Source organism: Janthinobacterium sp. 67, assembly GCF_002797895.1.
Lineage (GTDB): Bacteria > Pseudomonadota > Gammaproteobacteria > Burkholderiales > Burkholderiaceae_D > Janthinobacterium.
The window spans coordinates 1240430-1253782 of sequence record NZ_PGES01000001.1; the positions used below are offsets into that span (position 1 = coordinate 1240430).

Consider the following 13353-nt stretch of genomic DNA (forward strand, 5'->3'; position numbering starts at 1 on the left):
TGACTTGCGGCCTGCGATGCTCACCGTACTAGAGTACGGTTGCGCTTCTCGGCCACAATTCACTTCCGCTCGCTACGGTTTTATCGGGCATTCTGCCCGGATATAAAGCGCTCATTGGAGCGCTTTTTTTACGCCTGAAGAATGCGAGATGGAATGGATCTACATGCAGAATTGAAAGCCGCACTGGAAGCGATTGCCGAACCGGGCCGTGTAGCGCCCATGCAGGCCTATATGCGCGACCGGTTCGTTTTCCTGGGCGTGGCAGCGCCGCAGCGGCGGCTGGCCGCCAGGGGCTTGCTGGCGGGCCTGAAGGGCATCGATGCCGCGACCTTGCTGGAACACGCGCAATTGCTGTGGCAGCAGCCGCAGCGCGAATACCAGCATGTGGCGCTCGACATGCTGGCGCTGCACCGGCGCCAGCTGAACATCGGGCACATTCCCGCCCTGCTGGCGTTGGCGCGCCAGCGCGCGTGGTGGGACAGCGTCGACGGCATGGCGGGCATCGTCGGCGAGGTGCTGCAGGCGGAGCACCAGCGCGGCGGCGACGGCCATGCGCACATGGATGACGCGCTGCGCCACCAAGACTTCTGGCTGCGCCGCATCGCCCTGCTGCACCAGCTGGGCTGGCGCGCCGACACGGATGGCGCCTGGTTATTTGACGCGGCGCTGGCGCTGGCCCACGAAAACGAGTTTTTCATCCGCAAGGCCATCGGCTGGGCCTTGCGCGATTACGCGCGCCACGCGCCTGCTGCCGTGCTGGCTTTTGCCACGCAGCACCGCCAGCGGCTCTCTCCCCTCAGCTACCGCGAAGCGCTGAAGCACCAGCCAAGCTGAACGACGATCCGCCCAGCAGGCGCAGCGCCGCATCGATGCGGGCACCGGCATCCCAGGCCGGTACGGGCGCCAGCAGCCCCAGCGCCATCTGGCGCAGCGGCTCGGCGATCACCATGGCCAGCAGCAAGCCGGCCAGTTCAGGCGCGTTGCCGACCTTGATGTGGCCGCGCGCGGCCTGGCGGCCCAGCCATTCCGCCACCAGGGCCGTGCCCCGCTCGATGCCATTGCGTTGATACACGGCCAGCAAGTCCGCGCGTGCGGGAAACTCCGTGCACAGCAGGCGGAACAGCCCTACGGCATCCATCGTCAGCACGCGTGCCACCATCGCCTGCAATATCTCTTTTAACATTGGCAAGACGTCGCCAGGTGCGGCCGCATCGTGCGCCATGGCCGGCAGGAACGCATCCGTCCAGCCGCGCACCACGAGGGCCACCAGTTCCTCGCGGTTGGCCGCATAGTGATACAGCGACTTCTTGGCCATGCCCGCGTGGCGCGCCACCGCTTCCATGGTCGTGGCCGCATAGCCTTCGTGCAGCAGCAGCCAGGTGGCCGCTTGCACAGCCGCCTCGCGCGCTTCCTCGGGCGGGCGCGCCGGACGGCCCCGTCCACGCACAGCCTTGCTTTCTTCTTCCTGCATGCCGGCTCCAAACTTGATCGATGGATAATTTTACACTGAAACATATTTAGGAAACGTCATACGTTTCTTTAATATATAATTGGCCCACCCCAACAAAGGAGAACGACATGACGCAGCATATGGAATTCCCATGGAACATCACCAGCACGGGCGACTTGCTCGACCCGTTTCCCCTGCCCCTGGAAACCGGCATTACGCGCCTGGAAGACGGTTGCCTGCTGGTGGCGGCGCGCACGGAACTGCACGGCTGCAGCGGGCGCATGCTGGACTGGTGGTTTACGTTTTTCGAGACGACGCAGCACATCAAATGGTGGCATCCGCACGACCACGTGGCCCATCACGGCTGGAACAGCGCGTGGAAAAAGGGAGAGAGTTACTATGGCGCCTCGATCGAGGCCGTGGAATCCCTGGGCGACATTCCGCCCGTAAAAGCCAAGCTGAAGTTCCATGACCCGAAAGACGTGTTTGATCCGGCGCAACTGCAGCAGGCCAAGGAGAGCGGCGCCCTGTCGGCCGCCATTTGCGCGCGCATCGGTTTTGGCGAGCACGTGCAGATGGACCCGCACGGCGACCCGCTCGATGGCGAAATGCTGCACCTGACGCGCGACACGCCCACGGGCTGCGTGCTGCGCAGCCGCTTCTTGCTGGGCCGCAATAGCCTGAACCCCGTGCGCGACGTGCCCGATGTGCTGGGCCTGAATTTGCTGCGCCATTGCTACAGTGAATTTACCTATCTTTCGCGCTTTTTACCGTCGCTGTACTACGGCGAGCACGCCAATGGGGAAAAGGCGCCGCTGCCCTGGTAAAACATGGTTTTACAACCGCTTGTGCATGCGCGCCAGCGGCAGCTTGATGTCATCAGGCAAGTCGAGATGAAACTCTTCCGTCACGGCAAAGCCGCTGGCCAGGTACAACGGCACGCCGGGCAAGGTGGCGGCCAGTTCCAGGGCGGTAAAGCCGGCGGCCAGGGCCTGGCGTTCGCAATGGCGCATCAGCATGCTGCCCAGGCCCTGGCGGGCGGCGCTTGGCTCGACAAAGAAGGCGCGGATGCGGCCCGGCTGGCTGGCCGGATCGAGCAGCGGGTCCGGCCCGCTCTTGGCGCGGTCGGCGCCATACAGGGTGGCGCGCTGGCTCCAGCCGCCGCAAGCGAGCATGGCGCCGTCGCGTTCGATCACGAAATACGTCCGGTCGGCAACGAGCTGCGTATCGACGCCGAACACGTGGCGCGTCACGGCTTCGGCCTGTTCCCGCGTGTAAAACCCCGCACTCAGCGCCACGCCGGAGCGGGCGATCAGCGCATTCATGGCAGGCACGTCGGCCGGCAGCGCCACGCGCAGGCGTGTCAATGAGCCGAAGCTGAACCAGGCACGGCTGATGCGGTCCTGCTCCACTTCATACGTCGCCACCAGTTCCTGTGCCGACACGCCATCGTCCGTGTCGCCATGGACGATTTCATGGTCGATCACCAGCTTGCCGCAGGCTATGCGGTTGAGCAACTGCGCCCGGGGCCGGCTGGCGGCGAAACGGGCCGTAAAACGGGGACCGATCTGCGCGCCGCCCTGCGCCAACAAGGTATCGGGGTGCTGGAATTGCTGTGCGTCATCGGCATAGATGGCCAGCAAGGCCGGCACGTCGTGCGCGTTATAGGCGTCCAGTTGCGCCTGGACCACCGCCGTTGGCGAAATGAGTGTATCGTTGGCAAGCGCCATGCGTGTACCTGTTGTGGAGTGGGTGGAAAGTTGCAAAGGGTAACATTGTCACCCCTGTCGCGGCGCAGTTTACTGCGATAATAACAAGATTCGTCGCAAGAAACATATTCAGACGTCACCAATCAATCGCAAATCGCAGCAGGAGTAAATATCATGAAATGGGAAGGCAATCGCGAAAGCGACAATGTGGAAGATCGCCGTGGCGAAGATGGCGGTGGGGGCGGCGGCGGGGGCGGCTTTGGTTTTGGCGGGCGCTCGATCGGTATCGGCACCATCGTCATCGCCCTCGTCGGCTCGTATGTGCTGGGCGTCAATCCCCTGACCTTGCTGAACCTGCTCAGCGGCGGCGGCCAGGTCAGCACCCAGCAAAGCCAGGCCCCGGCGCGCCAGCCGCCCGAATCGGACGAGATGGCCCGCTTCGTGAAAACCGTGCTGGCCGATACGGAAGACACGTGGGGCGCCCTGTTCAAGGCCGAAGGCGGCAGCTACGTAAAACCCAAGCTGGTGCTTTTCTCGGGCAGCACGCCGACCGCCTGCGGCACGGGCCAGAGCGCCAGCGGCCCCTTCTATTGCCCAGGCGACCAGAAAGTCTACCTGGACCTCGATTTCTTCAACCTGATGCAGCAGCGCTTCAAGGTGTCGGGCGAGTTTGCCGAAGCGTACGTCATCGCGCATGAAGTGGGCCACCACGTGCAAAACCTGATGGGCTTGTCCGAGAAGGTCGACAATGCGCGCCGCACTGCCTCAGAACGCCAGGCCAACGCCATGTCCGTGCGCCTGGAATTGCAGGCCGACTGCTTTGCCGGCGTGTGGGCCTATCACGCGAACCAGGACCGCAAGATCCTCGAACAGGGCGACGTGGAAGCGGCGCTGAAAGCGGCCACGGCCATCGGTGACGACGCGCTGCAGCGCCAGTCGCAAGGCCATGTCGTGCCCGACTCGTTTACGCACGGCACCTCGGAGCAGCGCGTACGCTGGTTTACCAAGGGCATCGAGAGCGGCCAGATTGCCCAGTGCAATACGTTCGAGGCACGCCAGTTGTAAAGGGCACCCTCGGGCACCAACGCATGCCGCCCTGCGGGCCGGCATGCGCATCCATCAGGGCACGGCGACGTCGTAGCGCTTGCCCAGCTTTTTCAGTTCACCGCTGTCGATCAGGCTGTTCAATTCCTGGTCGAACTGCAGGCGCAGCTTGTCGAAAGTGGGCGAGCGGGGAAAGGCAAAATAGCCGTTTTGCAGTTCGATGATTCTGGGCAGGGGTTTTACCTGGCGCCCATAACCGAGGCGGGCGATGACGGGATCGGTATTGCGGCGGTTGCTGACGAACACGTCGACGTGATTGTGCACCAGCATCTTCAAGCCATTTTCCACATTGTTGGCCACGCTGACCTGCAAGCCGGGCCGTACGCGCTCCCATTCCGCGCCATACGCCCAGCCATTGAGCAGCACCACCCTGCGGTTCTTCAGCACCGCGTAGTCGCCGTCCCAGCTGAGGCTGGCGTTCTGGCGCGTATAAAAGACCATCTGGTCCTGGTAAAACGGCTTGTCGGAAAACGCCATGCTGGCAATGCGATCGGGCGTCTTGTAGGGGCCGATCAGGATATCGGCCTGGCCCTGCACCAGCATGGCTTGCGCGCGCGCCCACGGCACCATGCGAAAACGCACGGTGTTACCCGTGCGTGCGGCCATCAGGCGCAGCAGTTCCGCGCCCAGTCCGCCATACTCGCCGCCATCCTGATACTCGAACACGCGCTCGAACTGCGCACCCACGGCCAGCAGTTCGCGTGCCTGCAGAGGCACGGCAAATGCCGGCCACAGCAGCGCCAGGGCCAGCAGGCGCCGCCCTGCTTTTTTCATCAGCCGACGATGCGCAAGGAGTAATCGGTGGCCCGCACATCCTTGGTCAGGCTGCCGATCGAGATGCGGTCCACGCCCGTTTCGGCGATGGCGCGCACGGTGTCGACATTGATGCCGCCCGACGCTTCCAGCAAGGCGCGGCCCTGTGTCAAGGCCACGGCTTCGCGCATCATGTCGTTGCTGAAGTTATCGAGCAAGACGGAGACGGCACCCGCATCGAGCGCTTCGCGCAATTGCGCCAGGGTTTCCACCTCGATTTGCACGGGCACGCCCGCGTCGAGGTTGCGCGCGTTTTCCAGGGCCTGGCTGACGCCGCCCGCCGCCGCGATATGGTTTTCCTTGATCAGGATGCCGTCGTACAGGGCAAGGCGCTGGTTCTTGCCGCCACCCACGCGCACCGCATACTTTTGCGCCAGGCGCAGACCCGGCAAGGTCTTGCGCGTGTCCAGAATCGACGCCTTGGTGCCGGCGATCACGTCGACATACTGGCGCGTGGCCGTGGCCACGGCGGATAGCAGTTGCAGGAAATTGAGGGCGCTGCGCTCGGCCGTGAGCAAGGCGCGCGCCGGCGCCTCGATCGTGCAGACGACGCTGTCGGCCGTCATCATGTCGCCTTCGGCGTAATGCCAGGCAATGTCGATGCTGCGATCCAGGCTTTTCATGATGCCTTCGAACCACGGCGCGCCGCACAGCACGGCTGCTTCGCGCACGATCACACGGGCAGTGACGATGTGGTCGGGCGGCACCAGCTCGCCCGTCAGGTCGCACTGGCCCACGTCTTCCAGCAAGGCGGCCAGCAAATTGCCTTCGAACGCGCGCGCCAGGGCCGGATCGAAAGGAGCGAAAGAATTAACGAGGGTACTCATGCTGGACCGATTCCTTGGAACAATGTGGTTTCTTTAGCCAGGTCCGCGCCCGGCTTGAGGCCCGCCTTCTTGGCGGCGGCGAAGTCGAGCATGCGGTTGATCGAGCGCACGGCCAGCTGGCCGACGGCAGGATCGACGTGGATTTCGTTGTGCATGTTTTCCAGCGTCTGCGCCAGGTTCAGCAAGCCGTTCATGGCCATCCACGGGCAGTGCGCGCAGCTCTTGCAGGTGGCGCTGTTGCCGGCCGTGGGCGCTTCGATGAAGCGTTTGCCCGGCGCGGCCGCGCGCATCTTGTGCAGGATGCCGTTGTCGGTGGCGACAATAAAAGTGTCCGTGTCCATGGTTTGCGCTGCCGCAATCATTTGCGACGTGGAACCCACCATGTCGGCCAGCGCCACCACGTTGGCGGGCGACTCCGGGTGCACGAGCACCTTGGCTTGCGGATACTCTTCCTTGAGCAGATCGAGTTCGATGCCCTTGAACTCGTCATGCACGAGGCAGCTACCCTGCCACAGCAGCATGTCGGCGCCCGTCTGCTTCTGGATGTACGAACCCAGGTGCTTGTCTGGTGCCCACAGGATTTTCTTGCCCTGCGCATGCAGGTGGGCCACGATGTCGAGGCCGATGGACGAGGTCACCATCCAGTCCGCGCGCGCCTTGACGGCCGCGCTGGTGTTGGCGTACACCACCACCGTGCGGTCCGGATGCGCGTCGCAGAAGGCCGTGAATTCATCGACCGGACAGCCGAGGTCGAGCGAACAGGTCGCGTCGAGGTCGGGCATTAATACCGTTTTCTCGGGACTGAGGATCTTTGCCGTTTCACCCATGAAACGCACGCCGGCCACGACGAGGGTCTTGGCCGGATGGTCGCGCCCGAAGCGGGCCATTTCCAGGGAATCGGAGACGCAGCCGCCCGTGGCTTCGGCCAGGTCTTGCAGGTCGGCATCAACGTAATAGTGGGCAACGAGCACGGCCTCGCGCTCGATCAGCAGGCGCTTGATGCGCGTGATCAGTTCGGCTTTTTCAGCCGGGGACGGCGTCGCTGGCGTGCGTGCCCAGGCGTGGGCAGTGCAGCTGGCTCCGTCTTGTGGATGTTCGTACTCGACGGATTTGATGGCTAAAGTTTGCATGGCTGTGTCAAACAAAAACGGGATAGACCGGCACGATTGCAATGAAGCAGGTGCGCCGGAACGAATGAACCGCGGCGCGTCGGTGTGGTGCTGGCGGATGACGTTGTAATGTCGGATTACGCTGCGCTAATCCGACCTACGCGACCAACTCACCCTGACGTAGGTCGGATTAGCGCACAGCGCGTAATCCGACGCAACGTTACCCTACAAATTAATCAATACCCTGGCTCTTGAGGTAATCCTCGTAATTGCCACGGTAATCGACCACTTCATCTTCCTTGATCTCGATGATGCGGTTGGCCAGCGAAGAAACGAATTCGCGGTCATGCGACACGAAGATCAGGGTGCCCGCGTATTTTTCCAGCGCGATGTTCAAGGACTCGATCGATTCCATGTCCATGTGGTTGGTCGGCTCATCGAGCATCAGCACGTTGTGGCGGCCGAGCATCAGCTTGCCGTACATCATGCGGCCTTTTTCACCACCGGACAACACCTTGACGGCCTTCTTGACATCGTCGCCGCCGAACAGCAAGCGGCCCAGGATGGAACGCACGGCCTGGTCGTCGTCGCCCTCTTTCGTCCACTGGCCGATCCAGTCGGTCAGGTTCGTGTCCTTGGCGAAATCTTCCGTCGGATCTTGCGGCATGTAGCCGACGTTGGCGTTTTCCGCCCATTTCACGCGGCCCTGGTCCGGCTGCAGGCCGGCGATGTCGCCCGCGATGCAGCGCAGCATGGTGGTCTTGCCGGCGCCGTTGGCGCCGATGATGGCGATGCGTTCGCCCGCTTCCACCATGATGGAAAAGTTCTTGAACAGCTGGCGGTCGAAACCTTTCGAGATGTTCTCGACTTCCACTGCCAGGCGGTGCAATTTCTTTTCGCCGTCGAAACGCACGAACGGATAGGCGCGCGACGATGGCTTGATGTCGTCGACCTTGATCTTTTCGATCTGCTTGGCGCGCGACGTCGCCTGGCGGGCCTTCGATTTGTTTGCGGCGAAGCGGCGCACGAATTCCTGCAGCTCGGCAACCTTGTCTTTCGCTTTCGCGTTGTTGGCCAGTTGCTGGTTGCGCGCCTGGGTCGAGGCGAACATGTATTCGTCGTAGTTGCCTGGATAAATCTTCAGGGTGCCATAGTCCATGTCGGCCACGTGGGTGCAGACCTGGTTCAGGAAGTGGCGATCATGGGAAATGATGATCATGGTGGAGTTGCGCTCGTTGAGCACGTCTTCCAGCCAGCGAATCGTGTTGATGTCCAGGTTATTCGTCGGCTCGTCGAGCAGCAGGATGTCCGGATTCGAGAACAGCGCCTGCGCCAGCAGCACGCGCAGTTTCCAGCCTGGCGAGACGTTGCTCATCGGGCCTTGATGCAGGTCGATGGCGACACCGGCGCCCAGCAGCAGTTCGCCGGCGCGCGATTCGGCCGTGTAGCCGTCGTATTCGGACACTTTGCCTTCCAGCTCGGCCGCCTGCATGTAGTCGTCGTCCGTCGCTTCCGGGTTCGCGTAGATCGCGTCGCGTTGCTGGATGGCGGCCCACATTTCCGTGTGGCCCATCATGACGACGTCGAGGACGCGCATGTCTTCAAAGGCGAACTGATCCTGGCGCAGCTTGCCCAGGCGTTCGTTGGTATCGAGCATGACGTTGCCGCCCGAAGGATCCAGATCGCCGCCCAGGATCTTCATGAACGTCGACTTGCCGCAGCCGTTCGCGCCGATCAAACCATAGCGGTTGCCGTCGCCGAACTTGACGGAGATATTCTCAAACAATGGCTTGGCGCCAAACTGCATCGTAATATTTGCTGTAGATAGCATGTGATATTGGGTCTTTATTCAGTTAAAACAGCTAGTTAAGTACTTTTCTCCCATTATACAGCACCCACCCTCTTCCCTCTATAGTGGCCCGGTCAGGACGTTGGAAGTCAAATACAAAGAAATAAATGGCAAGAAAATACGATTGCCGTATTCCCCTTTAGCAGATACGCTGCGTGGCATCCGTTTTCTACCCTCCACCTCACAGGCATCACTTGAAGAAAATCACCATCGCCGCCGCCGTGGCCGTCATTGTCATCGCTGCCACCGCCTACGCTTCGCCCTACTATGCCTTGCACCAGATCAAGACAGCGCTGGCCGAGCGCAACGCCGAAGCGCTGGCCGAGCACGTGGACTTCCCCGCCCTGCGCACCAGCGTCAAGGCGCAGCTGGAGACCAGCATGGCGCGCAGCATCGAGGCGACCGCCGGCAGCGGCAACCCGCTGGCCGCGCTGGGCCAGTCGATCGCCAGCGCCATGCTGGGCAAGATGGTCGACACCATGGTCTCGCCCGCCGGCGTCGTGGCGCTGGTCAACAAGAGCGCCGTCAGCCCGCAGGCCGAAACCAGTGCCGATGCGCCCGCCGATGGCGCACGCAAAAAGGCCGACTATTCCGCAGGCTATGCCGGCCTGAACACCTTCGTCGTGCGCGCGAAGGATGGCAATGCCCAGGATGGCGCCCTGGTCTTGCAGCGCCATGGCGTGTGGGGCTGGAAACTGAGTTCGATCGAGATTGCGTCGGCGATGGTCGCACGTTAACAAGGACCGCCAAGGAACGCGCATACGCTGGCAATCTGAGACACAATACGCGCCATTTGTATCAGATTGCGGGAGATTTCATGCTGAAATATACGGCCATATCGCTGGGCATGGCCCTTGCCAGCGCCGCGCCACTCGCCCATGCCCTCGATGGCACAGCCGGGAGCAGCCACTCTGTCGGCTCGCGCATGCGGGCGGAAACGCCAAAAGCCTCCGATCCGGACGCCCCCGCGCCGCTGCCCGTGCCCAGCGACATCTCGCTGGCCGAACTGGAGCGCCGTCTGGCGCTGGGCCAGGCGCAGGCCGCTGAAAAACACCATACGAGCGCGCTCGATCCGGCCGTACTGTCCAGCCTTGCGCAACAGATGGGCTGCCTGGACATTGTCGGCGCGCAGCCGTTCGGCTTCCCGCTGGACCAGGCGCAGCCGACCATCCTGAGCGGCGCCCACCTGCTGGCCCGCTGCCCGGAACGGGCCTATGTGACGATCACGGCAATGTCGATGGCGGGCAAGGCGGGCAAGCGCGCCAGCATCTCGCTGCAATCGTTCAATCAGACTGTGGACGGCAGGCCCGCGCGGCGCCTGTATTACAAGGCGCCCAACGGGCGCCAGAGAGAATCGCTGACCATCATCGACGGCAGTTATGCCTTTGCGCTCGAATACTGGTCGCTCGATGACAGCCAGCAAGGCGGCATGGTTGGCACTCGCCGCATGGAAACATTGACGTTGCCGCGATAACACGGCTCCCTGCAGGCCAGCGTCGGAAGTTCAAGACCTTGCAGGCTGTAAACGTACCGAGGCTGGCGACAAAATTGCCGCCAGCCTCGGTCGACAAGCACCGCTTACATGCCCAGCGACTTGAGCAGGTCGGCGTTGTCGTCGTCTTCCGGTTCCGCCGCAGGTGCCGGAGCGGCATCCCGTTCGCGGTTCGCGTATTCGCTATCCATCAGCGAGTCGGCGTCGACTTCGCGCGAATCGAAATCGTGCAGCTTGATGAACTCGGTACGGTCGATCGCCAGTTCCAGATAGAAAATATTATTCTTTTCCGTATAGAAAGTGACGCGGCGCATTTCCGGGCGGTCCAGCGGCGTGTCAACGCTGAGCATCACCTGCTTGTTCAGCACCAGCATCTTCGGCTGGCTCTGGGTGATGTTCGTTTGCAGCTCGCGCCGTACCTTGCCCGTGAAGTCGCCCACGATCTGGTTCATCAGCTCGCCCATGATGTTCGACACTTCGTCCGACGTGTAGAAGCTGGCCAGCTCCGACTTCGGCATACCCATGTGCAACATGTAGCGTTCGTAGATTTCCATCGCCGTATCGGCGGCAAAATTGAGCACGACCAGGCCAGTAAAACCGCCATCGAACATCACGAAGCAGCCGATATCCGGCTTCAAACCCGTCTTGGTGATGCGCTGCACCATGCCCGAATAATTGACCTTGCTTTGCGTTGCAACGTTGAGCACCCGAACCACCGAGTTGCACAAACTCATCAACAAATCTTCTGTACCGTACACAACATCCTTTTCTGCATCCATGAGCAACCTCTCCTACTATTTTAAAGATGACAGCACCGTTTCCCTGCCCGTCGCGAGCCGAAACATGACGTTTCGCTCAGCAGGCGGACGACTTCACCTTTGCATGCCTGACCTTGCGTGGCTGCGCGCGCCACGTTGCCGCCGGCACGAACCGCCCTCTTACCTTTTTCTGTATAGAAATAACTGTATAGAAATAAGTATCATGCGCAGAATACCCAGATGTAACATTTCCGTCCAGCCATACCTGCATTTACTTGACGATCTGTGCGGAAATACAAAAGCGGTATCGGTGCGGGCCGCACAGCGGCCAGCCATGCAACATTGCGCGAAAGATCACCTTTCCGTCCCGCCGTCCGCACACCGGTACGCACGGCGCATTGCAACGTCTTGTTTTATACTGCCGCGCAAGAATGATCCAAACGCAACATGAATGGAGAGGCAACAGACGATGACTACCTTGCAAGAGCACATAACGGAAGAAATGAGCGCGGCCATCCACGCCTGGTTCGATGAACGACTGCAACGCACGGACCTGGAGCAGGCCGTCAAGCGCACGACCTTGCAAGCAGGCATCTTCAACGACTTGATGCTCGATTACAAGCCGGGCCGCACCATGGTCGACGATATCGACCTGGGCCTGGATAGCGACGACGCGCCACGCTCCAGGACGCAGGCCAGGCTTGATGATGCGCAAATGCGCGAGGACGTCGTACCACAACTGACGGCCGTGCTACAGGCCCGCCTGGCGCCGCTGGCGGACACGCCGATGATCGATTACCGCTTCACCTGCCGCGGCAAGTTCCAGACGGCGCAGGGCAAGCTGCACCTGGTGTTGCTGGAATACGTCAACGATGGCAAGCGCCAGGCCTTGCTGGAAAACATACACGCGTACATCGGACAAAAGCTCACGCATGGCAACCTTCCGACGAAGCCGCTGGAAACGTTCTTCCTCGCGCGCCACCTGCTCGACCCGCAGCTGTTCCCGCAGCTCGACGTGGCCTGGACCATCGCCCAGTACGACCGCATCCAGACCTTGAACAAGACCCGGCCGGATACCTTGGTCGAGCACCGCGCCGACATCATCCGCGCCATCACGGAATGGGCGGAAAACGTGTTCCTGCCGCAGTTTTATGACCGCGCCCTGTCTGCCTACCGCGCCACCGAATACACGCTGAAAGCGGACGCGGCGCCCAATGCACGGACACTGCAGCCGATCGACCTGCTGCTGTATGGCGCGGTGATGATCTTGCGCCATGACGCCAGCTACGCCAAATCGAAGGGCCTGAAATTCCTGGAAATCGCGCGCGAACTGGGCAGCGAACGGGCCGCGCGCATGCTCGAGGAAGGCAGCGGCACCTTCCCCGACGACGCCATCCACGTGAAAAATGCGCTGCTGGAATGCCGCGCCAACGATGTGTTTGCCACGATCAGCATCACGATTGCCAGGGAAGAGGAAGAGGCGTATGGGCAGGCGCTGGCGTTCGTCACGCATTTGCTGAAGAACGGCTTCCCGAAAAGCTACCAGATCAAGCTCAAATCCAGGGTCAAGGAATATTTGCCGCTCAAGGGCCTGGCGAAATCCGACACGCACCGCTTCTTTGCCAACGCCCTCGCCCATGCGTCCCTGCAGCCGCAGCTGGAAGACTATGCGCGCGCCGCCATCGAGCATTTCGAGTTCTATGCGGACACGGAAGGCGAAAAGAATTGCATGCCAGGCAGTTACGCCGTGTTCGGCCTGGGCTTGCTCGATGCCCGCCATTTCCCGCTGGTGCAGCACTATATGGCCAATGTCGACGAGGAGCACCAGTGCGTGCAGGACCAGTTCACGGCGGCCTTTGCTGAAAAGCATGGCGTCACGCGCGACTCCGTCTCCGTGCTGGCGGCCTGCCTGCGCGCGTGCACGGACAACGCCAAGGTCAAGATCCAGGCGGAACTGGAAGAGCTGGAGAAACTGGAACTGTTCTGCCAGCAACTGCAAGGGCTGGAAGGCTATCTGGTCGAGCACATGTTGTATCCGATCTGGGGCAAGCTGGAAAAACTGGCGGCCCTGGCGCGCAAGGCCGATGGCCGGCGCAAGGAGTTGCTGCTGGCCTTGCTGGAAGCGGCCAACAAGACCGACGCCTGATGTGCGCAACATTATGAATCTCACCATCTATAATGCGCGCGCCAGAGTTGCTGAAAAGCATTTTTTGGCGCCTGACATCGAATCGTGGAGAACATA

13 protein-coding genes are annotated in these 13353 nt (G+C 61.7%); 6 read left to right on the plus strand and 7 right to left on the minus strand.

The genetic code is table 11. From position 1 onward, the window contains the following. Nucleotides 1–153: 153 nt before the first annotated feature. Nucleotides 154–834 carry a DNA alkylation repair protein gene (locus CLU90_RS05570; protein ID WP_100427397.1) on the plus strand — a complete coding sequence of 227 codons (681 nt, stop codon included), beginning with the start codon at nt 154–156 and terminating at the stop codon, nt 832–834. Here CLU90_RS05570 and CLU90_RS05575 read toward each other — a convergent pair. Continuing rightward, nucleotides 797–1471 carry a TetR/AcrR family transcriptional regulator gene (locus CLU90_RS05575; protein WP_100427398.1) on the minus strand — a complete coding sequence of 225 codons (675 nt, stop codon included), beginning with the start codon at nt 1469–1471 and terminating at the stop codon, nt 797–799. The genes CLU90_RS05570 and CLU90_RS05575 overlap by 38 nt on opposite strands. Nucleotides 1472–1578: 107 nt before the next feature. Between CLU90_RS05575 and CLU90_RS05580 the strand changes: the two genes are divergently transcribed. Then, on the plus strand, nt 1579–2277 hold the full coding sequence (locus tag CLU90_RS05580) for a DAPG hydrolase family protein (RefSeq protein ID WP_100427399.1): 699 nt from the start codon (nt 1579–1581) through the stop codon (nt 2275–2277). Nucleotides 2278–2286: 9 nt separating this feature from the next. On the opposite strand, the gene CLU90_RS29835 is transcribed toward CLU90_RS05580, so the two are convergent. After that, nucleotides 2287–3180 (minus strand): GNAT family N-acetyltransferase, encoded by an 894-nt coding sequence (locus CLU90_RS29835; protein WP_100427400.1) that lies wholly within the window; start codon nt 3178–3180, stop codon nt 2287–2289. 153 nt (nt 3181–3333) lie between these two features. On the opposite strand from CLU90_RS29835, the gene ypfJ reads away from it, so the two are divergent. Then, nucleotides 3334–4224: a KPN_02809 family neutral zinc metallopeptidase gene (gene ypfJ, locus CLU90_RS05590; RefSeq protein WP_100427401.1), complete on the plus strand. Its 891-nt coding sequence runs from the start codon at nt 3334–3336 to the stop codon at nt 4222–4224. A 54-nt stretch (nt 4225–4278) separates the two neighbouring features. On the opposite strand, the gene CLU90_RS05595 is transcribed toward ypfJ, so the two are convergent. The 4 genes from CLU90_RS05595 to CLU90_RS05610 all read right to left on the minus strand — a co-directional run bounded on the left by CLU90_RS05595 (nt 4279) and on the right by CLU90_RS05610 (nt 8843). Beyond that, nucleotides 4279–5037, minus strand: a complete 759-nt coding sequence (locus CLU90_RS05595; RefSeq protein WP_100427402.1) for a substrate-binding periplasmic protein — start codon at nt 5035–5037, stop codon at nt 4279–4281. Further along, nucleotides 5037–5903 (minus strand): carboxylating nicotinate-nucleotide diphosphorylase, encoded by an 867-nt coding sequence (gene nadC / locus CLU90_RS05600; protein WP_092708674.1) that lies wholly within the window; start codon nt 5901–5903, stop codon nt 5037–5039. The genes CLU90_RS05595 and nadC overlap by 1 nt, the downstream gene beginning before the upstream one ends. Further along, nucleotides 5900–7033: a quinolinate synthase NadA gene (gene nadA, locus CLU90_RS05605; protein WP_034756048.1), complete on the minus strand. Its 1134-nt coding sequence runs from the start codon at nt 7031–7033 to the stop codon at nt 5900–5902. Before nadA ends, nadC begins: the two co-directional genes overlap by 4 nt. A 211-nt stretch (nt 7034–7244) precedes the next feature. Next, nucleotides 7245–8843: an ABC-F family ATPase gene (locus CLU90_RS05610; protein ID WP_034756044.1), complete on the minus strand. Its 1599-nt coding sequence runs from the start codon at nt 8841–8843 to the stop codon at nt 7245–7247. A gap of 212 nt (nt 8844–9055) precedes the next feature. On the opposite strand from CLU90_RS05610, the gene CLU90_RS05615 reads away from it, so the two are divergent. Both CLU90_RS05615 and CLU90_RS05620 read left to right on the plus strand, forming a co-directional pair. Next, nucleotides 9056–9598 carry a DUF2939 domain-containing protein gene (locus CLU90_RS05615; protein WP_157808746.1) on the plus strand — a complete coding sequence of 181 codons (543 nt, stop codon included), beginning with the start codon at nt 9056–9058 and terminating at the stop codon, nt 9596–9598. A gap of 80 nt (nt 9599–9678) precedes the next feature. Beyond that, complete coding sequence (locus CLU90_RS05620; RefSeq protein ID WP_139178113.1) at nt 9679–10335, plus strand: hypothetical protein; 657 nt, start codon at nt 9679–9681, stop codon at nt 10333–10335. 104 nt (nt 10336–10439) lie between these two features. Here the strand turns inward: CLU90_RS05620 and CLU90_RS05625 are convergent, their stop codons facing one another. Next, nucleotides 10440–11132, minus strand: a complete 693-nt coding sequence (locus CLU90_RS05625) for a DUF3334 family protein (RefSeq protein WP_092708686.1) — start codon at nt 11130–11132, stop codon at nt 10440–10442. 448 nt (nt 11133–11580) lie between these two features. On the opposite strand from CLU90_RS05625, the gene CLU90_RS05630 reads away from it, so the two are divergent. Next, entirely contained in the window at nt 11581–13257 is a 1677-nt protein-coding gene (locus tag CLU90_RS05630) for a DUF6138 family protein (RefSeq protein WP_092708689.1), read from the plus strand. Nucleotides 13258–13353 lie beyond the last annotated feature (96 nt).

Coding starts and splice junctions, on each gene's coding strand:
- CLU90_RS05570 (WP_100427397.1), top strand. CDS start 154: ATGGATCTACATGCAGAATTGAAAGCCGCACTGGAAGCGATTGCCGAA.
- CLU90_RS05575 (WP_100427398.1), bottom strand. CDS start 1,471: ATGCAGGAAGAAGAAAGCAAGGCTGTGCGTGGACGGGGCCGTCCGGCG.
- CLU90_RS05580 (WP_100427399.1), top strand. CDS start 1,579: ATGACGCAGCATATGGAATTCCCATGGAACATCACCAGCACGGGCGAC.
- CLU90_RS29835 (WP_100427400.1), bottom strand. CDS start 3,180: ATGGCGCTTGCCAACGATACACTCATTTCGCCAACGGCGGTGGTCCAG.
- ypfJ (WP_100427401.1), top strand. CDS start 3,334: ATGAAATGGGAAGGCAATCGCGAAAGCGACAATGTGGAAGATCGCCGT.
- CLU90_RS05595 (WP_100427402.1), bottom strand. CDS start 5,037: ATGAAAAAAGCAGGGCGGCGCCTGCTGGCCCTGGCGCTGCTGTGGCCG.
- nadC (WP_092708674.1), bottom strand. CDS start 5,903: ATGAGTACCCTCGTTAATTCTTTCGCTCCTTTCGATCCGGCCCTGGCG.
- nadA (WP_034756048.1), bottom strand. CDS start 7,033: ATGCAAACTTTAGCCATCAAATCCGTCGAGTACGAACATCCACAAGAC.
- CLU90_RS05610 (WP_034756044.1), bottom strand. CDS start 8,843: ATGCTATCTACAGCAAATATTACGATGCAGTTTGGCGCCAAGCCATTG.
- CLU90_RS05620 (WP_139178113.1), top strand. CDS start 9,679: ATGCTGAAATATACGGCCATATCGCTGGGCATGGCCCTTGCCAGCGCC.
- CLU90_RS05625 (WP_092708686.1), bottom strand. CDS start 11,132: ATGGATGCAGAAAAGGATGTTGTGTACGGTACAGAAGATTTGTTGATG.
- CLU90_RS05630 (WP_092708689.1), top strand. CDS start 11,581: ATGACTACCTTGCAAGAGCACATAACGGAAGAAATGAGCGCGGCCATC.